The organism is Frigoribacterium sp. CFBP 13712 (assembly GCF_014842255.1).
In the GTDB taxonomy this organism is placed as follows: Bacteria; Actinomycetota; Actinomycetes; order Actinomycetales; family Microbacteriaceae; genus Frigoribacterium.
In genome coordinates, this window is record NZ_JACYVH010000001.1 from 280,441 (window position 1) to 299,600 (window position 19,160).

Sequence of the window (19,160 nt, forward strand, 5' to 3'; positions counted from 1 at the left end):
TCAGCGGTCGCGCTTCTCCTTGATCTTGGCCTTCTTGCCGCGCAGCTCGCGCAGGTAGTAGAGCTTGGCGCGGCGGACGTCGCCACGGCTGACGATCTCGATGTGGTCGATGACCGGCGAGTGGACGGGGAACGTGCGCTCGACACCGACCTGGAAGCTGACCTTGCGGACCGTGAAGGTCTCGCGGACGCCCTCGTTCTGCTTGCCGATGACGACACCCTGGAAGACCTGGACACGCGAGCGCGTGCCTTCGATGATGTTCACGTGCACCTTGACGGTGTCGCCGGCACGGAAGTCGGGGACGTCCGTACGGAGGCTGGCGGAGTCAACCGCGTCGAGGATGTGCATAGTCGTTCGCTCTCTGCAACCGCCACAGGTCGACTGCCGTTCGTGGTGGGAGACCACCGATTCGTGATGAAGAGGATGTGCGCTGAGATGGCAGACTCCCCTGTGGCAGAGTCGTGCGCAGGCACAAAGATCAAGTGTGCCACAGGCCGAAGCCCAGCCGCTACCGCCGGGTCATGCGTCGGAGCGGCGAGCGTCGCCTTCGCCCCGGGGTTCGATGCGGATCACCGGGCCGTCGCCGCGGGCCGGACCGCGCATCCCGCTGGTGGCCGACGGGCGATTACCGGCCGCCCCGGCCTGCGCGACCCCGAGACCGGCGACGCGGTCGAGGTCGGCCATCGACGCGGCCACCCGCTCACCGGTCTCGCGCAGGAGCTGCCACACCCCAGATGCCACGAGACCGATCACCGACGCGATCGTGACGACGGCCGAGAGAGCGAAGAGCGCGGTCGACAGATCGAGACCGCTGCCCGCCACCGCGGTGAACGCCGACGCGGCCCGCGACCCTGCCGAGCTGTCGACCAGGAAGAACCCCAGCGCGAGCTGTGCGACCCAGGCGGTGCCGAGCAGACCGGCGTCGAGCCACGAGACGGCACGGCCGGTCCGCACGCTGCGCCGGGCCACGACGAGACCAGCGGCGACCACCTGACCCACGAAGAGCAGGGGCACCAGGAAGACCTGGCCGACGAACTGGAGCCCGAGAGGCACGCCGAAGAAGGCGCGACCGAACATGACCCAGAGGGGCAGGGCGAACACCAGAGGCCAGAGGAGGCGGAAGAGGACGCGGCGTGCCGTCATGCAGACAGAGTACGGAAGCAGGGTGGGCAACTCCTGCATCGCGTCGGCGGATGGACGCCCGCGAGTCGCTCCGACGTGCGTCAGTCGATCAGATCGGGGCGGACCCGTCGGGTCCGCTCGATCTGCTGCTCATGCCGCCAGGAGGCGATCGCCCCGTGGTTGCCGCTGAGGAGCACCGGAGGCACGTCGAGACCCCGCCACGACGACGGCTTCGTGTAGCTGGGGTACTCGAGGAGTCCGTTCTCGTGGCTCTCCTCCGTCAGGCTGGCGGGGTTGCCGACCATGCCCGGGACGAGACGGCCGATGGCCTCGATCATCGCGACGACGGCGACCTCGCCGCCGTTCAGCACGTAGTCGCCGAGACTGATCTCGCGGACGGTGACGCGGGTCGCCGCGTGGTCGACGACCCGCTGGTCGATGCCCTCGTAGCGACCGCACGTGAAGACGAGGTGCTGCTCGAGCGCCAGCTCTCTCGCCACCGCCTGCGTGAACGGGGTGCCCGCCGGGGAGGGGACGATCATGGTCGTCGTCTCGGGAGCGGAGTCGTCGCCGAAGACGTGGTCGAGCGCCTCGCCCCAGGGCTCGGGACGCATGACCATCCCGGCGCCCCCGCCGTAGGGGGTGTCGTCGACGGTGCGGTGCCGATCGTGCGCGAAATCGCGCAGATCGTGCACCGACACGTCGAGCAGCTTCTGCTGACGGGCCTTGCCGAGCAACGAGATGTCGAGCACCCCGAAGAACTCGGGGAAGATCGACACGATGTCGATGCGCACGGTCAGACCTCGTCGGTCGGCTGCGTGTCGCCGTCGGTGTCGACGAGTTCTTCGAAGAGCCCCGCAGGAGGCGTCACGACGACGACCCCGGCGTCGATGTCGACCGACGGCACCAGAGCGGAGACGAACGGCACGAGCACCTCGCCCGTCGGAGTGGCGACGGCCAGGAGGTCTTGGGCGGGGAGGTGGTCGATGCGGGCCACGGTGCCGACCTGGACGCCGTCGCGCTCGACCCGGAGACCGATCAGCTGGTGGTGGTACCAGGCATCGTCTTCTTCGGGGAGCTGGGCGAGATCCTGGTCGACCCAGAGGATCGCCTTGACCAGCGACTCGGCGCCGGTGCGGTCGGCGACACCCTCGAAGAACCCGACGGGGTGGCCGTTGTACCAGCGCAGTTCGGCGAGGGTCAGGGTCTTGCCGTGCCATTCGCTGGTCTCGGGGACCTGGAGGGTGAACTCGGCACCCGGCACGAATCGCGTCTCAGGGGTGTCGGTGAACAGCTCGAGCTTGAGGGCGCCCTTCAAGCCGTGCGGCTTGGTCAGTCGCCCGACCCTCAGCTGGGTGGTCTCTTCGGTGCTCACGGCTCAGACGTCACCGTCGACGACGTCCACCCGGACGCGCTTGCCGTCGGCCAGAGCCGTGACGAGCGTGCGCAGAGCCTTCGCGGTTCGACCGGCGCGACCGATCACGCGACCGAGGTCGTCGGGATGCACGTGCACCTCGAGCACCTCGCCGCGAGGCGAGGTCGAGGCCACGACCTGCACCTCGCCCGGGTGATCGACGATCCCCCGGACGAGGTGTTCGAGTGCAGGTGCGAGCACTGACTACGCCTCGGTGGTCTCGGCGTCGTCGGCAGGGGCCTCGGCCGGAGCCTCGGCCTTGGCGGGCTTCTCCGACTTGGGGACGAGGACCGGCTTCTTCTTCTCGTCGGCGACGAAGGCCTCTTTCGGAGCCTTGGTCTTGACGGTGCTGACGGCGTCGGCGTCGCCCTGGAACTTGCCCCAGTCGCCCGTGAGCTTCAGCAGCGCGGCGACCTGCTCGGTCGGCTGCGCGCCGACGCCGAGCCAGTACTGCGCGCGGTCCGACTCGACCTCGATGAACGAGGGCTCTTCGGTGGGGTGGTACTTGCCGATCTCCTCGATCACGCGACCGTCGCGCTTGGTGCGCGAGTCGGCGACGACGATGCGGTAGTAGGGGGCACGGATCTTGCCCATACGCTTGAGACGGATCTTGACAGCCACAATTCTCCTGTGTGATGTGATGTGGGCGAGTTGCTAGCCGTGAGCGTGGGGGCACACTCGGCTCGAAAGCTCTGATGGGGTCTGATCGGCCGCCTGATTAGAGGGTCGGGCGGACGGAGACTCGACCCACCATTGTTGCAGAAGAACGACGCGATCCACCAATTCTCGGTGATCGGGTTTCACGGCGCGTCCCTGCGTGACGGCGGAGCGCCTCCTGCGGTCTCCCGACCGGCTCGGCTGGCAGGATGGACGCCGCGCGCGACACCGGACGCCCGCGGCGGACCGACGGAGGGCCTCGAGCATGCGGATCGACTTCACGACCTCGGAGCGGTCGACGCTCGGCATCGAATGGGAGCTCGCCCTCGTCGACCGCGAGACCGGCGATCTGGCCCCGCACGCGCCCGCGATCCTCGCCGACCTCGAGAACCTGAACGACGGCGGCCCCGTGCGATTGACCCACGAGCTGCTGACCAACACCGTCGAGGTCGTGAGCGGGGTCCACCACCGGGTGCCCGACGCGGTCGACGACCTCCGGTCCACCATCGACGCCGTCCACCGCCCCGCCGAGACCCTGGGCGCCGACCTGCTGTGCGCCGGGACGCACCCCTTCGGCCGCTACTCCGACCAGGAGGTCACGCCCGGCAACGAGCGCTACGCGACCCTCATCGACCGGACCCGCTGGTGGGGACGCCAGATGATGATCTGGGGGGTGCACGTCCACGTCGGCATCGACTCCCGCGACAAGGCCCTGCCGATCCTGAACGGCCTCCTGACGTATCTCCCGCACTTCCAGGCGCTGACGGCGTCGAGCCCGTTCTGGGTCGGCGAGGAGACCGGGTACGCCTCGAACCGCGCCCTCATGTTCCAGCAGCTGCCGACCGCCGGGCTGCCCCCGCAGTTCGGCGCCTGGGCGAACTACGAGGAGATGGTCGCCGACATGACGCACACCGGCGTCATCGACCACCACAGCGAGCTCCGCTGGGACATCCGGCCGTCACCGAAGTGGGGCACCCTCGAGACGCGGGTCTTCGACGGCATCGCCACCTTCGAGGAGGTCGGCGCGGTCGCGGCGCTCGTCCAGTGCCTCGTCGACGACATGTCGCAGTCGCTCGACGACGGCGACGAACCGCCGCAGATGCAGCCGTGGTTCGTCCGTGAGAACAAGTGGCGGGCGGCCCGGTACGGGATGGACGCCATCGTCATCCAGAACTCGGACGGCGACGAGCGGCTCGTCACAGACGACCTCCGCGACCTCGTCGTGCGGCTCGAGCCCACGGCCGAACGGCTCGGCTGCCTGGCCGAGCTGCGGTCGCTCGACACGATCGTCGAGCACGGTGCGAGCTACCAGCGCCAGCTGTCGGTGTCGGCCCGCCACGGCGGCGACCTCCGCCCGGTCGTGTCGTCGTTGGTGCGCGAGCTCCGTGAGGGCGTCACCCCGCGGGTCTGAGCCGAGGAGGCGCGGTGCCGGTCGCCGAGGACGTGACCCCTGCCGCGACTCCCCCGGTGCGATCGCACACGGTCGACCGAGCCGGCTGCGACCGAGCCGGCTGCGGCCGAGCCGGCTGCGATCGGGCTGGCTGCAGCCGGGCTAGCTGCGGCCGAGCATCTTCTGCAGCGATGCGAGCTCTTCGGGGGTCGGCGCCTTGTCGCCCTTGCCGCCGCCGAGCCCGAAGCCCGAGCCGGCCGCACCGGGCGAGGCCGCGGGCTTGCCGGTGGCCAGAGCGGCGTTCTGAGCGGCGCGCTTGGCCGGGTTGCCCGCCTTCGAGCCCTTCTTCTTCGCCGCCGGCCGCTTGCCGGCGTACGAGGCGCCGGGGATCGGCCCCATGCCGGGGACCTGGGGCACGCCGCCCTTGGCCACGGTCTTCATCATCTTCGACGCCTGCTCGAAGCGCTGCACGAGCTGGTTGACGTCGGTCACGGTCATGCCGCAGCCCTTGGCGATGCGCAGACGACGCGAACCGTTCAGCAGCTTCGGGAGCTGCCGCTCTTGAGGGGTCATCGACTGGATGATCGCCTCGGTGCGGACGATCTCGCGCTCGTCGAAGTTCTCGAGCTGCTCGCGCATGCCCTTGGCACCCGGCAGCATGCCGAGCATGCCCTTGATCGACCCCATCTTGCGCAGCTGCTGCATCTGCTTGAGGAAGTCGTCGAGGGTGAACGAGTCGGTCGCGATCTTCTGCGCGACCGCCATCGCCTCGTCTTCGTCGAACGCCTGCTGAGCCTGCTCGATGAGCGAGAGGATGTCGCCGAGGTCGAGGATGCGGCTGGCCATGCGGTCGGGGTGGAACGGCTCGAAGTCGTCGAGCGACTCGCCGGTCGAGGCGAACATGATAGGCCGACCGGTGACGGACGCGACGCTCAGCGCCGCACCGCCGCGCGCGTCGCCGTCGAGCTTCGACAGCACGACGCCGGTGAAGTCGACCCCCTCCTGGAAGGCCTTCGCCGTCGCCACGGCGTCTTGACCGATCATCGCGTCGATGACGAAGAGCACCTCGTCGGGGTCGACGGCCTTCCGGATGTTCGCGGCCTGCTTCATCATGTCGGCGTCGACGCCGAGTCGACCGGCGGTGTCGACGATGACCGTGTCGTAGACCTTGTCGCGCGCGAACTTGATGGCCTGCTTGGCGACCTTCACGGGGTCGCCCACGCCGTTGCCCGGCTCGGGGGCGAAGACGGCGGCGCCGGCCTGCTCGCCGACCACCTGCAGCTGCTGCACCGCGTTGGGTCGCTGGAGGTCGGCCGCGACGAGCAGCGGCGTGTGACCGTCTTTGGCGAGCCACTTCGCCAGCTTGCCGGCGAGGGTCGTCTTGCCCGCGCCCTGGAGACCGGCGAGCATGATCACGGTGGGCGGGTTCTTCGCGAACTCGAGACGACGCTGCTTGCCGCCGAGGATCTCGACCAGCTCTTCGTTGACGATCTGCACGACCTGCTGGGCGGGGTTCAGCGCCTTGCTGACCTCGTCGCCCAGGGCGCGCTCGCGCACCGTCGTCGTGAACGCCTTGACGACCTCGAAGGCGACGTCGGCGTCGAGCAGTGCGCGCCGGATCTCCCGGACGGTGCTGTCGACGTCGGCAGGGCTGAGCTTGCCCTTGTTGCGGAGGTTCTTGAAGGTGTCCGCGAGGCGGTCGGAGAGCGTTCCAAATGTGGCCATGGTGACGACAGCTTAACCGACGCCGCGCCTCCTGCGATCGAGTCGCCCTGCCCGGGCGGGGCGGGCCGCGACTACGCGATGAGGTTCTGGACGAAGACGTGCGGGGTGAAGCCGGTCAGATCGCCGATGCCCTCGCCCTGACCGACCAGCTTGATGGGGATGCCGGTCTGCTCTTGCACGGCCAGGACGAACCCGCCGCGGGCCGAGCCGTCGAGCTTCGTCAGCACGAGACCGGTCACCCCCGCGTGCTCGATGAACGCCTGAGCCTGCGCGAGACCGTTCTGGCCGGTCGTCGCGTCGAGCACGAGCAGCACCTCGGCGATCTCGGTCTGCTTCTCGACGACGCGCTTGATCTTGCCAAGCTCGTCCATCAGGCCGGACTTCGTCTGCAGTCGCCCCGCGGTGTCGATCAGCACGATCTCGATGCCCTCGCGCATGGCCAGCTCGACCGTCTGGTAGGCCACCGAGGCAGGGTCCTGGCCGGGCTGCTGCGGGCGCACGATGCGCGCCCCGGCCCGGTCGGCCCAGGTCGCGACCTGCTCGACGGCCGCCGCACGGAAGGTGTCGGCCGCCCCGACGACCACCGACCGGTCGTAGTTGCGGAGGAACTTCGCGAACTTGCCGATCGTCGTCGTCTTGCCGACCCCGTTCACCCCGACCATCAGCACGACCGCCGGTCGGTTGCTCAGCTTGAGGGTGGAGTCGAGCTTCGACAGACGCTCTTCGAGCACCTCGCGGAGCATGCGCTTCAGGTCGGCCGGATCGGTCGTGCTGTAGCGCTGCACCTTCGCGCGGAGGTCGTCGACGACCTGCTCGGTGACGTCGGGGCCGAAGTCGGCCCCGATCAGGGCCTCCTCGAGGTCGTCCCAGGTGGTCTCGTCGATCGTCTTCTTCGCGAACATGCCACGGAGTGCACCGGAGAGGGACCAGGGGGAAGCCATGTGCGCCAGCTTATTCGGCCATCGGCGGACGTGCAGACCGTGCAGAGGCTGTAAGCTCGGCGAGTTGAAGGGGAGTACTCCCGCGCGGTGGCGTCGTCAATACGGAAGAGACCGATCTCGACCCGGTGCACCGGTTCGCAAGCGTTCGAGAGGACGCCCCGCGAGTGGAGGAGACCTTCGGTACCCGCTGCGTACTGGAGGTACGAACATGGACGTCCATTTCATCACCTGGGCGATCACCATCGCCGGCATCATCGGCCTGCTCTTCTTCGACTTCTTCAGTCACGTGCGGACCCCCCACGAGCCGACCATCAAGGAGTCGGCCATCTGGTCGGGTGTCTACATCGGCATCGCGATCCTGTTCGGCGTCGGCGTCGGCGTCTTCTCGAACTGGACCTTCGGCGGCGAGTACTTCGCCGGCTACGTCACCGAGAAGGCCCTCTCGGTCGACAACCTCTTCGTCTTCCTGATCATCATGACGAGCTTCGCCGTGCCGCGGATCTACCAGCAGAAGGTCCTGCTCGTCGGCATCGCGATCGCCCTGCTCTCGCGAGGTCTCTTCATCGCCGCCGGCGTCGTCATCATCGAGAACTTCTCGTGGGTCTTCTACCTGTTCGGTCTGCTGCTCTTCTGGCTCGCCTACAGCCAGGTGCGCGGCGGTCACGACGACAAGGACGAGGCCGACAGCAAGCTGATCCGCACGCTCCGCCGCATCATCCCCACCTCGAAGGACTACGACGGTCAGAAGCTGACCACGAAGGTCGACGGCAAGCGTCTCTTCACCCCGCTCTTCCTGGTGATGGTCGCCATCGGCCTGACCGACGTGCTCTTCGCGCTCGACTCCATCCCGGCCATCTTCGGTCTGACACAAGAGGCGTACATCGTCTTCACGGCGAACGCCTTCTCGCTGCTGGGGCTCCGTCAGCTGTACTTCCTGATCTCGGGTCTGCTCGAGCGCCTCGTCTACCTCGCTCAGGGGCTCGCGGTCATCCTCGCGTTCATCGGCGTCAAGCTGCTGTTCCACGCCCTGCACGTCAACGAGGTGCCGTTCATCAACGGCGGCGAGCCGATCGACTGGATCCCCGAGATCCCCATCTGGTTCTCGCTCGGCTTCATCCTGCTGACGATCGCCGTCGCCACGGTGCTGAGCCTCGCGAAGACGCGACGTGACGCCCGCACGGCGGCGGCCTCGGCCGACCGCCCCGGCGTCGCGAGCAGCACCGACGACGACCACTAGCCCCACCCGTCGTGCGGTCGCGCCTCGCGGCCGCACGACACGGATCCACAGGAACGGAACTCCCCCATGCGCCTCGAACTCATCCGCCACGGTCAGACCGACTGGAACCTCAACGACAAGCTGCAGGGTTCGTCGGACATCCCGCTGAACGAGACCGGACGAGGGCAGGCGCACGAGGCGGCGCGGCTGCTCGCCGGCGTCGAGTGGAGCGCCATCGTGTCGTCGCCGCTCGGTCGTGCTCGAGAGACCGCTCGCATCATCGCCTCCGAGCTGGGCATCGAGCTCGGCGACGCGTACGACGAGCTGATCGAACGCGACTACGCGTCTCACGAGGGCCGCACCCCCGAGTCGCCCATCCCCGACGAGCCCAACGCCGACTACCCCGACATCGAGCCCCGCGAGTCGGTCGCCCGCCGCGGCATCGGCGCCCTCGAGACGATCCGCGACACGCGCCTCCCGCTCGACGGCGACGACGCCCACATCGTCGTCGTCTGCCACGGGACGATCATCCGCTTCGTGCTGTCCGAGATCCTCGGCCGCGAGGTCGGGCACATCGAGAACGCGGCCGCGAACACGGTCGAGTGGGATGGCACCGCCTGGCACGTGCTGAGCATCAACGGCGGGGTCGTCGACACCGACATCGACTGACGACGCCGAGTCGAGAGCACGAGCCGAGGAGGCGCGATCAGGTCGGTCGCGCCTCCTCGGCTCGTCGATGCGACCCGTCGGGGGCCGCCTGAGGCCCGGAGCGCCCCGGATGCGTCATGTCGATGCGGGCAGCCACCGGACCGTCACGAGCCGGCCGAGAGCTCCGCCACGACGCGCTGACCGACGACGGCGCTGACGCCGTCCTGCCGCATCGAGACGCCGTAGAGGGCGTCCGCGATCTCCATCGTGCGCTTCTGGTGCGTGATGACGATGAGCTGGCTGTTCTCGCGGAGGTCCTCGAAGATGGCGAGCAGACGGCCGAGGTTCGCGTCGTCGAGGGCCGCCTCGACCTCGTCCATGATGTAGAACGGGCTCGGTCGGGCCTTGAAGATGGCGATCAGCAGGGCGACAGCGGCCAGCGACCGCTCGCCGCCCGAGAGCAGCGACAGACGCTCGATCTTCTTGCCGGCGGGTCGCACGGTCACCTCGATGCCCGTCGCGAGGAGGTCGTCGGGGTCGGTGAGCTGCAGCGACCCCGTGCCTCCCGGGAACAGGATCGGGAACACCCGGTCGAAGGCCGCCTGCGTGTCGGCGAAGGCGCTGCCGAAGATCGTCTGCATCGTCGAGTCGATGTCGTCGATGATCGTGAGGAGATCGGCGCGGGTGCGGGTGAGATCGGTCAGCTGCTCGGACAGGAACGCGTGCCGCTGCTCGAGCGCCGCGAACTCCTCGAGGGCCAGGGGGTTGACGCGACCGAGTCGGGCGAGCTTCTTCTCGGCCTTCGCCAGCCGCGCCTCCTGCTCGGCACGGTCGAACGGGCTGCCCTCGGACCCGGGCCCGTCGTCGACGCCGCCCTCCGAGGGCGCCGCGTCCGAGGGCGCCGCGTCGGCGGGCGCCTCGTCGGCGCGAGCCGCCTCGGCCGGCACGGGCACGTCGGGGCCGTACTCGGCGATCAGGACGTCCTCGACGAGACCGAGCCCCGAGGCGGCCCGGTCGAGCAGCCCCGACAGGTGCAGGCGCTTCTTGTGCAGCTCCATCTCGAGGCCGTGCACGCTCTCGGTGACGGCGTCGAGACGCTCTCGGACCGACCGGGCGTCACGGCGCAGGGCGGCGAGCTCGTCGTTGCGGCCGGCGCGGGCGCGTTCGGCCTCGGCCAGCTCGCGACGCGCCTCGTCGAGCGACCGGGCCACGGCGTCGATGGTCGGCGGCAGCGCGGTGAGCACCGACGAGGTCGACGCCATCTGCCGCTGACGGATCACCGTGCGGCGCGCCTGCCGTTCGGCCGCCTCGCGCTGCTCGTCGAGCTGCCGCTGCAGCGTGACCGCGCGGGCGGCCTCGGCCCGCACGCGCTCGCGCACCGTCTCGAGCACGACGCGTCGTTCGAGCTCGGCGGCACGGGCGGCCTCGACCTCGTCGAGGAGACCCTGGCGGGCCGACACGTCGAGCAGCGGTCGGGGCCTCGCGCGGTGCACCTCGTCGGCGGCGGCCGCCTCGTCGACGATCACGGCCGCCTCGTCGGCGGACCTGCTCGCGACGACCAGTGCCGACCGCAGGCGCTCGACCTCGGCCTCGGCGGCGTCGACCCGGGCGCGCAGACGACCGAGGCGCTGCTCGTGGTCGACGACCCGCGCCTCCTGCGCCTTCGCCTGCGCAGCCGACGCTGCGGCCAGTGCGCGCGCCTCGACGAGTCGGCGCCTCGCCTCGTCATGGTCGGGCGCGAGGTCGGCGAGCGTCGCCTCGACGGCGGTGAGCCGCTCGGCCGCGGCGTCGCGCTCGGCGACCAGCTCGAGCCGGGAACGCTCGGCGCCCGAACCGCCCCGCAGCACGTAGTCGGTGAGCACCTCGCCCGACCGCGTGATGACGGTCACCGGCACGGGGTGCGCGGCGAGGGCCGCTCGGGTCGCCCGGGCGACGTCGAGGTCGTCGGCGACGACGGTGCTCGCCAGCAGACCGAGGACACCAGGAGGCGCGGTGACGACCGAGACGGCGCTCACGGCCCCGGGCGGCAGGGCCACGTCGAGCAGGGTCAGACGGCGTTCGGGCTCGGCGACGACGACCTCGACCCGGCCGAGCTCGCCGACGGTCGCGTGCTCGATGGCGTCGAAGGCCGACGCCGAGTCGTCGGCCAGGACGGAGTCGACCACGCTGCCGAGGGCCGCGGCGACGGCCGCCTCGAACCCGGGGCGCACCTGCACGTGATCGGCCACCCGGCCACGCACGCCCGGTCGCCCGGCCGCCAGGAGCGCGCTCGACCCGTCGGCGCGGTCGAGCGCCAACGACAGGGCCCCGCGCCGGGCGGCCAGGGCGTCGCGCTCGCGCTCGGCCGCGTGCAGGCGGTCGCGGAGCTCGTCGACGCGCTCGCCCAGGGCCGCCGCCTCGCTCTCGGCGGCCGCCTGGGCCGCGACGTGGTCGACCCCGTCGCCCTCGGGCGCCTCGTGGTCGAGGGCCTCGAGCTCGGCGTGCGCGGCGTCACGGCGGGTCTCGGCGGACTGCAGGGCCGTCTCGTGCCGGAGGCGCTCCCCCCGCACCGCCGCGAGTCGCGACCGGGCCAGGTCGAGCGCCGTGCGGAGGCGCCCGGCCTCGAGATCGTGCTTCGAGACGAGAGCGCTCTGGGCGGAGATCTCGTCGTCGAGGGCGTCGAGCGCCCGACGGGCGGAGGCCAGCCCGCCGCGGGCCTCCTCGACGGCCTCGGCGGCGGCCGCGACGTCGCCCTGCAGGCGCTCGGCCTCGTCTCGGGCGTCGGCGACCATGCCCGCCGACACCGTGGTCACGGCGACGGGCTGCTCGGCCTGCTGGGCGAGCAGCTGCAGGCGCTGGCGGGCGAGGCTCGACAGGCTGCGGAGGCGCTCGTGCACGGACTCGAGCTCGAACGCGACCCGTCGCGCCCGGTCGACGTCGTCGCCCGCCATCGACTGCTCGAGGCGCTGCTCGTCTGCGGCGATCTCGCCGAGACGGCCGGCGAGCAGCTCGCGTTCGGCCCTCTGCTCGGCCTCGCTGCTCGACCGGGCGTCGAGGGACCGCTTCAGCCCGACGACCTCGTCGGCGAGGAGTCGCGCCCGGGCGTCGCGCACCACGGCGGCGATCGTCTGCGCCTCGCGGGCGATCTCGGCCTGGCGCCCGAGCGGCTTCAGCTGCCGCCTGATCTCGCCCGCCAGGTCGCTCAACCGCGTCAGGTTCGCCTGCATGGCGTCGAGCTTGCGGAGGGTCTTCTCCTTGCGGCGGCGGTGCTTCAGGATGCCCGCCGCCTCTTCGATGAAGCCGCGCCGCTCCTCCGGAGTCGCCCGCAGCACCGCGTCGAGCTGCCCCTGACCGACGATGACGTGCATCTCGCGCCCCAGACCGGAGTCGCTCAGCAGCTCCTGCACGTCGAGCAGCCGACAGCCCTCGCCGTTGATCGCGTACTCGCTGCCGCCGTTGCGGAACAGCGTGCGACTGATCGTGACCTCGGTGTAGTCGATCGGCAGCGCGCCGTCGCTGTTGTCGATCGTCAGCACGACCTGCGCCCGGCCGAGGGGGCCCCGGGTCGACGTGCCCGCGAAGATGACGTCCTCCATCTTGCCGCCGCGGAGGTTCTTGACACCCTGCTCGCCCATCACCCAGGCGAGAGCGTCGACGACGTTGCTCTTGCCCGATCCGTTCGGGCCGACCACGCAGGTGACCCCCGGCTCGAACGCGAACGTCGTGGGCGAGGCGAACGACTTGAAGCCCTTGAGGGTGAGGCTCTTCAGGTACATGCGCCGCGCCTCCTCGGGTCCTGTCTGCGGGGTGACCGTCGCTCAAGAATAGGTGCGGATGGGTCAGCGGACGCGCTGGCACCTCGGGCAGAAGTGCGACGAGCGGTTCATGAAGGCCTCGCGCACGATCTCGGCTCCGCACCGGGGGCACGGCCTGCCCTGCTGCCCGTACGCGTTGAGGCTGTGACTGAAGTAGCCGGACTGGCCGTTCACGTTGACGTACTGGGCGTCGAAGCTCGTGCCGCCCTCGCCGAGCGCTTTGAGCAGCACGACGCGGACCTCGGCGAGCAGCACCCGTGCGCGGGCCCGCGCGAACGACTCGGTGGGCTGATCGGGGTGCACCCGAGCCGCCCAGAGGCTCTCGTCGGCGTAGATGTTGCCGACGCCGCTGAGCAGCCCCTGATCGAGCAGCGCCCGCTTGACGCCGGTGCGCCGCGCGAGCAGCCGCGTCAGCACCCGGTTCTCGTCGAACGCGGGGTCGAGAGGGTCTCGGGCGATGTGCGAGACCTGCTGCGGCACCCGTCGGACCCAGGCTGCGGCGGTCTCGTCGGCTGCGGACTCGCCGTCGGAGGTGGCGCCGCCTGCGGGGGCCGGAGAGCCGAGGAGGCGCGCTCCGGAGAACCCCGCAGGTCGCCCGTCGAGGGTGGGCACCGTGTCGTCGAGAGCCATCGAGCCGAAGATGCGCTGGTCGACGAAGGCGAGCCGGACCGGCCCGTGCGCGGGGCTCTCGACGTCGAGCCGGATGCGCATCAGGCGGTCGGGCTCGGCGTCGCGACTGCGGAGCAGCACCTGACCGCTCATGCCGAGGTGGGCGACGAGGGCGAGGGGCTGCTTGTGCGGCGCCGCGGGCTCGAAGGGGAACCAGAGGAACTTGCCGCGACGGACCGCCGCGTCGATCGTGCCGCCCACGAGCCGGTCGACGAAGTCGTCGGACGGACCGCGATGACGCTTGAGCGACCGGTGGTCGAGCACGTCGACACCGGTCACGACGGCGCCCGCGACGACGGGCTGCAGCCCGGCGCGGACGACCTCGACCTCGGGGAGCTCGGGCACCGCTCAGAGACCGTCGACCGGTGTGCTGAGTCGCGTCCACGCCTCGAGGGCCGCGGACATCTCGGCCTGCTTCTTGCTGCTGCCGATGCCGGTCGCGACGTCGTCGCCGCCCAGGCGGACGCTGGCGTGGAACCTCTTGTCGTGATCCGGGCCGCTGTCGCTGACGTGATAGGTCGGCATGCCGCGCCCGAGCGAGGCCGCGAGCTCTTGCAGACTCGTCTTCGGATCCATCGCGGCGCCGAAGCGGTCGGGATCGTCGAGCAGAGGTGCGATCAAGCGGAGGACGAGAGCGGTCGCCGTGTCTCCGCCGGCGTCGAGATAGGTCGCGCCGATGATCGCCTCGACCGTGTCGGCGAGGATCGAGGGCTTGTCGCGCCCGCCGGTCAGCTCTTCTCCCCGACCGAGTCGGAGGTGGTCGCCGAGACCGATGACCCGGGCGGCCTCGGCCAGCGCCACCGTGCTGACGAGACTGGCGCGTCGCTTGGCGAGGTCGCCCTCGTCGAGATCGGGGTTCGCCGTGAAGAGCATGACCGTGACGGCCTGCCCGAGGATGGAGTCACCGAGGAACTCGAGACGCTCGTTGTTGGCGATGCCGCCGTTCTCGTACGCGTACGAGCGGTGGGTCAGCGCGAGATCGAGCAGTTCGGGTCGGATGTCGATGTCGAGGCGTGACAGCAGATCAGCCCGGTCGGCGCGGAGGCGCGACTCGGGCTGATCAGAAGTCGACGTCATCTCGACACCGCCGAGGGAGACGTGATCACGACGGGAGTGCTCAGACGTCGGCGACCTTGCGGCCCTTGTACTCCATGTACAGGGCTGTGCCGGCGCTGTCCTCGACGACCTTCGCGCGGTGCGGGAGGCTGTAGGTGACCTTGCCGTTCTCGATGGTCTTGACGAGCTGGACCGGCGTCGCCTTCCACTGCGAGCGACGGGCGTGCGTGTTCGAGCGTGACTGCTTCCGCTTCGGAACGGCCATGAGCATCTCTTCTCTCTTGCGGCTCCCCCGCAGGGGGCCTGGTCTGACTGGTGGGTGACGCGGTGGTGTGATGCGGCCCGGGGAGGCCGCCGGCCACCCCTACCGACGCGAGTCGGTGTCGGGCGAGCCCTCGGCAGGTGCCGATTCAGCCTGGAACCCGGTGAGTGCCGACCAGCGGGGGTCGATGTCCTCTTCGGGCTGGTAGTCGTGGATGTCTTCGATCCGTTCACCCGTGGCGGGGTCGAGTCCAGGACAATCCGGCCGACAGACCGGCTGGAAGGGCAGTGACAGAACCACTGCGTCTCTGACCACAGGTTCAAGATCCACGTGGTCGTCGTGAACCTGATAGTCAAAAGCTTCGTCGACAGCGTACGCGAAAAGCTCGGCGAAATCGACTTCCACCGGCTCGGAGAGCGGTTTCAGGCATCGGCTGCACTCGCCGGTCGCCGTGCCCGACACGTGCGTCGAGACCAGGATGCCGTCGTGCAGACCCTCGAGCCGCACGTCGAGGCGGAGCGGATCGCCCGCCGCGACCGAGATCTGGCCCTCGCCGAGCCGCTCGGGGACCACGACGTCGAGCGTGCGCTCGCGCATCTCGCCCGGGCGGTGCATGAGGTCGTACACCGGGAGCGTGTAGGGGGTCAGGTTGAAATGAGGCACGGGAGACGAGTTTACGCCGTCGACCCGGTCTTCGCAGGGGAGGTCGCGAACAGCGATCGCGGCGCGAACCGCGCGGCGAGGCGGTCACGCGCACTCGACGCCGAACGGAGGCCGTCGACCACGAGCCGGGCGTCCGCCCTCGTGCCGTCGGGGGCGGCGACCCCGCCGTACCGCTCGCTCTGCAGGGCGGCGACCAGGCGGTCGAGGGCGACCCGCGCCTCCTCGGTCTCCGGTCGTGACGAGAGTCTCGTGCGGAGGAGCGCCGCGGCCGCGGTGGGCGTCGCCCCCGATGGGACGTGCAGCCCCAGATCGGCGGCCGTGTCGACGACCTCGTTCCAGACGGCGAGCGCGACGTCGGGCGGCGGGGTGACCCATCGACGTCGGCGGCGCCCGGCACGGAGCACCGAGGGCACGATCAGCACGACCGCGAGCAGCACGAGGGCGATCAGACCGGCCGAGCCGAGGCCGGGGCCGCCCGTGCCCGAGGCGGAGCCCGCGGCGGTCGGATCGGACGCGTCGGCGGACGGCGTCGCGGAGGGGGTCTGGGCCGGCGCGTCGTCGGCGGAGGGCGTGGGGGTCGCGGCGTCGTCGGCCGTCGGCGCGGCGCTCGGCTCGACACCCGTGGGCTGGAGGTACGCCTGCGGGCTGCCCAGGCCCACGGTCGGCTCGAAGGGCACCCAGCCGAGCCCCTCGAAGTACAGCTCGGGCCAGGTGTGCAGGTCGTCGCTGCTCACGCGACGCTCGGCCTCGGCCCCGAAGCCCGTCGACTCGCCGGGCAGGAACCCGACCGCGACCCGCGAGGGGATGCCGAGCGTCCGCGCCATGACGGCCATCGACGAGGCGAAGTGCACGCAGTATCCGCTGCGGACCTCGAGGAAGGTCTGCACGGCCTCGAGACCGCTGCCGTCGTAGCCCTGATCGACGGGGGTCTCCTCGGAGTAGGTGAAGTCGCCGTCTCGGAAGAAGTCCTGGAGGGCCACGGCGGCGTCGAAGTCGTTGGGGGCGTCGGCCGTCACCTCGGAGGCCAGCGCGATCACGCTCTGGGGCACCCCGTCGATCGAGAGGTAGTCGGCCATCGCGGTGTCGTCGCCGGCCGACGACGCGACGACCTGGTCGCGGGTGGGGTCGACCGGAGCGCTCTCGACCGTGTAGTCGAGGCCCTGCGTGCCGGTCGTCGTGCTGCGGACGGTCACCCCCGACTCGTCCACGACCTCCCACTCGTCGCCGAGGCCCTCGATCCGGGTGGCCGGCACCGGCACCGGCAGGTAGGGGCTGCGGAGCGAGCCGACGTCGATCTCGGTGGTCACGGCCCGGCGGTCGGTGGCCTCGGCGACGCCGGGAGCGGCCGGGAGCCGGTCGAGGGTCGCCTCCGGGTCGGACTCGCCCTCGGCGGGGCTCCACGAGCGACCCGAGAAGTCGACGAGGTCGACGAGCTTCAGGTACTCGCCGTCGGCGTCGGAGGACCGGTAGGTCAGCACCGTGACCGGGGCGCCGCGACGCAGGTCGTCGCCCAGGTCGATGATCGGATTGACGCCGGTGGCCAGCCCGAGACCGGAGCCGCCCGTGCCGGCGAGGGGCGCGAGGCCGCCGAGGGGCACGGTGGCCGTCAGCAGGCCGGCGACGCCGAGCGCGGCCAGACCCCCGACGAGACCGCCGCGCGTGGGGTGCCGGCCCGTGGCCAGCGCCAGGAGCACGAGGAAGAGCAGCACGGTCGCCACGACGAACGGCCAGCTCGTCTCGACCCCTGGCACGAACGCCGGCACGGCGAGGACGACGACCGGCACCACCCCCGTGAACGCGGGCAGCTGCCCGACGGACGAGACGAGGTCGATCAGCACGGCCGCCGCCAGGACCGACACGAGCACCGTCGCGAGCACGCCGTCGGTGACGTCGAGGGGCGCCGCCTCGCCGACGATGGCCGCCTCGGCCTGATCGGCGAGGTCGCGCATCCGCTGCAGCGTCGCCGACGTGGGGATCACGCCGAGGACGGCCGTGCCGCCCGAGACGAAGGCGCAGGTCACGGCCGAGCCCGCGACGGCGCCCACGATCCAGCCGACCCAGGCCGGCGCCCGGAGGCCCCGGACGGCCAGCGAGACGCCGAGCACCACGGCGGAGACGAATGCGGCGGCGAACCACCAGCCCGTCCCGACGAACAGCGGATGGAGGCTCGCCAGCGACGCGACGAACACGAGCCAGGCGAAGAGGGTGGGCAGCCACGAGGCGGCGGCGACGCGCACCACCGGGCGCCGGAGCGGGGCGTCAGTCATCGAGCGGCCTCGCCCCGAGCACGACGTCGGCGACGGGATCGCCGGACGAGACCTCCACCACGCGCCAGCCGGCGTCGCGGAGGGCGGCCGCCACCCGATCGGGGCCGAGGGTCTCCGCACCGGTGACGCCGCCCCGCGATGCGGTCGTCTCGCTGAAGCCGAGGGGCGGCGAGACGACGAGTGCGACGGCGGACGAGCCGACGCCCCGCGAGCGCCCGAGCGACTCGAGCTCTCGCGGCCGGAGACCCGACACGACGGCGACGACGGGCTCACGCGGCGCGGCGGGCGCGGCCGAGCGGTGGCCGGCGTCGCCCAGCCGGAGGTCCGCGAGCGACTCGAGGTACGCGGCGGTCGAGTCGGGGTCGTTGCGGGCGACGACGTCGCCCTCGGGAGTCGTCGCCTGGGCCACGGAGCCGCTGCGCCCGAACTCGACACCCAGGGTCGCGACGACCGAGACGGCCCACTCGAAGGCGTCGCTGACGGCCGACCCGTCGGAGCCCGTCCGGGCGTCGGACCAGCCGTCGACCCCCGTCGAGAGCACGAGGCGGGCGCTCGGCAGGCCGTGCTGCTCCTCCTGCCGCACCATGAGCTCGTCATGACGGGCCGAGGCCTTCCAGTGGACGCGCCGCATGGGATCTCCGCGTCGGTACTCGCGGGTGACGGGGTCGTCGTCTCCACCGGCCAGGCTGTGCTCCCGCTGACGGCGGGCGCCGTCCCCGAGGGCGCGGGACTCGGCACCGAGCCCCAGGTCGTGGACCTCGGGCACGACGAGCAGCTCGGTACTGCCGGGGGCGACGACCCGACGCCGGGCGACGCCGAACGACTCGATCAGATCGACGTGCAGAGGCCCGACGCGGTGTCGCCCGCGCGGCAGGCCCTCGTGACGGAACACGGCCGAGGAGGCGCGGCCCGGCACGAGCGTGATCCCCACCGCCTCGGATGCCCTGGTGCGGCGCCAGCCGACGTCGTCGCGGAGGCCGATGCGGCCCCCCGCGCCGCCGGGGGCGGTCAGGGTCACGGTCTCGTCGACGGACCAGCCGGCCATGCCGCGATCGGGCGAGAAGCGCCGGGCGACCGTGATCAGGGGGCGTCGGAACAGCAGCGAGACGAGCACGGCCACCACCAGGACGACCAGGGTCGTGCCGGCGAAGACGAGCGCCGGAGACGGGACGACGGCTCCCGTCGCGACGAGGGCGACGCCGACGCCGACGACCGCGCCGCCGCGCAGGGTCGGCCGGGGCGCTCCCCCGCGGGTGATGCCCGTCTGCGCACGCACGCCCGGCCGCGCCGGCACGTCGCCGTGCGGCGTCGGCGGCGCCGCGACCCGATCGGTCAC

General features: G+C 71.2%; 18 protein-coding genes. 3 read left to right on the forward strand and 15 right to left on the reverse strand.

Annotated features, from left to right (window positions below):
- The 6 genes from rplS to rpsP form a co-directional block, all read right to left on the reverse strand.
- On the reverse strand, positions 1-348 hold the full coding sequence (gene rplS, locus IFT51_RS01265) for a 50S ribosomal protein L19 (protein ID WP_192058321.1): 348 nt from the start codon (positions 346-348) through the stop codon (positions 1-3).
- Positions 349-519: 171 nt separating this feature from the next.
- Positions 520-1,143 carry a hypothetical protein gene (locus IFT51_RS01270; RefSeq protein WP_192058323.1) on the reverse strand — a complete coding sequence of 208 codons (624 nt, stop codon included), beginning with the start codon at positions 1,141-1,143 and terminating at the stop codon, positions 520-522.
- 80 nt (positions 1,144-1,223) lie between these two features.
- Positions 1,224-1,916 (reverse strand): tRNA (guanosine(37)-N1)-methyltransferase TrmD, encoded by a 693-nt coding sequence (trmD, locus tag IFT51_RS01275; protein WP_192058325.1) that lies wholly within the window; start codon positions 1,914-1,916, stop codon positions 1,224-1,226.
- A gap of 2 nt (positions 1,917-1,918) precedes the next feature.
- Positions 1,919-2,497, reverse strand: coding sequence for a ribosome maturation factor RimM (gene rimM, locus IFT51_RS01280; protein WP_192058327.1), 579 nt, complete (start codon positions 2,495-2,497; stop codon positions 1,919-1,921).
- A 3-nt stretch (positions 2,498-2,500) separates the two neighbouring features.
- Positions 2,501-2,737 carry an RNA-binding protein gene (locus IFT51_RS01285; RefSeq protein ID WP_192058329.1) on the reverse strand — a complete coding sequence of 79 codons (237 nt, stop codon included), beginning with the start codon at positions 2,735-2,737 and terminating at the stop codon, positions 2,501-2,503.
- Between the two features lie 3 nt (positions 2,738-2,740).
- The gene (gene rpsP, locus IFT51_RS01290) at positions 2,741-3,157 is read right to left on the reverse strand and encodes a 30S ribosomal protein S16 (protein ID WP_192058332.1); all 417 of its coding nucleotides are present in this window, start codon (positions 3,155-3,157) and stop codon (positions 2,741-2,743) included.
- Between the two features lie 301 nt (positions 3,158-3,458).
- Here rpsP and IFT51_RS01295 point away from each other — a divergent pair, with 301 nt between their 5' ends.
- Entirely contained in the window at positions 3,459-4,604 is a 1,146-nt protein-coding gene (locus IFT51_RS01295) for a glutamate--cysteine ligase (RefSeq protein WP_192058334.1), read from the forward strand.
- Between the two features lie 141 nt (positions 4,605-4,745).
- On the opposite strand, the gene ffh is transcribed toward IFT51_RS01295, so the two are convergent.
- Together ffh and ftsY are read right to left on the reverse strand one after the other, a co-directional pair.
- On the reverse strand, positions 4,746-6,308 hold the full coding sequence (gene ffh, locus IFT51_RS01300) for a signal recognition particle protein (protein WP_192058336.1): 1,563 nt from the start codon (positions 6,306-6,308) through the stop codon (positions 4,746-4,748).
- 71 nt (positions 6,309-6,379) lie between these two features.
- Positions 6,380-7,249, reverse strand: a complete 870-nt coding sequence (ftsY, locus tag IFT51_RS01305; protein WP_055796393.1) for a signal recognition particle-docking protein FtsY — start codon at positions 7,247-7,249, stop codon at positions 6,380-6,382.
- 208 nt (positions 7,250-7,457) lie between these two features.
- Here ftsY and IFT51_RS01310 point away from each other — a divergent pair, with 208 nt between their 5' ends.
- On the forward strand, positions 7,458-8,486 hold the full coding sequence (locus tag IFT51_RS01310) for a TerC family protein (protein WP_192058338.1): 1,029 nt from the start codon (positions 7,458-7,460) through the stop codon (positions 8,484-8,486).
- Between the two features lie 66 nt (positions 8,487-8,552).
- Positions 8,553-9,134 carry a histidine phosphatase family protein gene (locus IFT51_RS01315; protein WP_192058340.1) on the forward strand — a complete coding sequence of 194 codons (582 nt, stop codon included), beginning with the start codon at positions 8,553-8,555 and terminating at the stop codon, positions 9,132-9,134.
- Positions 9,135-9,277: 143 nt separating this feature from the next.
- Here IFT51_RS01315 and smc read toward each other — a convergent pair whose 3' ends face one another.
- The 7 genes from smc to IFT51_RS15275 all read right to left on the reverse strand — a co-directional run bounded on the left by smc (position 9,278) and on the right by IFT51_RS15275 (position 19,160).
- Positions 9,278-12,868 (reverse strand): chromosome segregation protein SMC, encoded by a 3,591-nt coding sequence (gene smc / locus IFT51_RS01320; RefSeq protein WP_192058342.1) that lies wholly within the window; start codon positions 12,866-12,868, stop codon positions 9,278-9,280.
- Positions 12,869-12,931: 63 nt separating this feature from the next.
- A complete protein-coding gene (locus IFT51_RS01325; RefSeq protein WP_192058344.1) occupies positions 12,932-13,921 on the reverse strand; it encodes a DNA-formamidopyrimidine glycosylase family protein in 990 nt (329 codons plus the stop codon).
- Between the two features lie 3 nt (positions 13,922-13,924).
- The gene (rnc, locus tag IFT51_RS01330) at positions 13,925-14,653 is read right to left on the reverse strand and encodes a ribonuclease III (RefSeq protein WP_192058346.1); all 729 of its coding nucleotides are present in this window, start codon (positions 14,651-14,653) and stop codon (positions 13,925-13,927) included.
- Positions 14,654-14,693: 40 nt separating this feature from the next.
- A complete protein-coding gene (gene rpmF / locus IFT51_RS01335) occupies positions 14,694-14,897 on the reverse strand; it encodes a 50S ribosomal protein L32 (RefSeq protein WP_043593937.1) in 204 nt (67 codons plus the stop codon).
- A gap of 99 nt (positions 14,898-14,996) precedes the next feature.
- Positions 14,997-15,557, reverse strand: a complete 561-nt coding sequence (locus IFT51_RS01340) for a DUF177 domain-containing protein (RefSeq protein WP_308196261.1) — start codon at positions 15,555-15,557, stop codon at positions 14,997-14,999.
- An 11-nt stretch (positions 15,558-15,568) separates the two neighbouring features.
- Positions 15,569-17,824, reverse strand: a complete 2,256-nt coding sequence (locus IFT51_RS01345) for a DUF3488 and transglutaminase-like domain-containing protein (RefSeq protein ID WP_192058348.1) — start codon at positions 17,822-17,824, stop codon at positions 15,569-15,571.
- A complete protein-coding gene (locus IFT51_RS15275; protein WP_192058350.1) occupies positions 17,817-19,160 on the reverse strand; it encodes a DUF58 domain-containing protein in 1,344 nt (447 codons plus the stop codon). Before IFT51_RS15275 ends, IFT51_RS01345 begins: the two co-directional genes overlap by 8 nt.

Coding starts and splice junctions, on each gene's coding strand:
- IFT51_RS01295 (WP_192058334.1), top strand. CDS start 3,459: ATGCGGATCGACTTCACGACCTCGGAGCGGTCGACGCTCGGCATCGAA.
- rplS (WP_192058321.1), bottom strand. CDS start 348: ATGCACATCCTCGACGCGGTTGACTCCGCCAGCCTCCGTACGGACGTC.
- IFT51_RS01315 (WP_192058340.1), top strand. CDS start 8,553: ATGCGCCTCGAACTCATCCGCCACGGTCAGACCGACTGGAACCTCAAC.
- ftsY (WP_055796393.1), bottom strand. CDS start 7,249: ATGGCTTCCCCCTGGTCCCTCTCCGGTGCACTCCGTGGCATGTTCGCG.
- rpmF (WP_043593937.1), bottom strand. CDS start 14,897: ATGGCCGTTCCGAAGCGGAAGCAGTCACGCTCGAACACGCACGCCCGT.
- ffh (WP_192058336.1), bottom strand. CDS start 6,308: ATGGCCACATTTGGAACGCTCTCCGACCGCCTCGCGGACACCTTCAAG.
- IFT51_RS01310 (WP_192058338.1), top strand. CDS start 7,458: ATGGACGTCCATTTCATCACCTGGGCGATCACCATCGCCGGCATCATC.
- rnc (WP_192058346.1), bottom strand. CDS start 14,653: ATGACGTCGACTTCTGATCAGCCCGAGTCGCGCCTCCGCGCCGACCGG.
- IFT51_RS01270 (WP_192058323.1), bottom strand. CDS start 1,143: ATGACGGCACGCCGCGTCCTCTTCCGCCTCCTCTGGCCTCTGGTGTTC.
- IFT51_RS01345 (WP_192058348.1), bottom strand. CDS start 17,824: ATGACTGACGCCCCGCTCCGGCGCCCGGTGGTGCGCGTCGCCGCCGCC.
- smc (WP_192058342.1), bottom strand. CDS start 12,868: ATGTACCTGAAGAGCCTCACCCTCAAGGGCTTCAAGTCGTTCGCCTCG.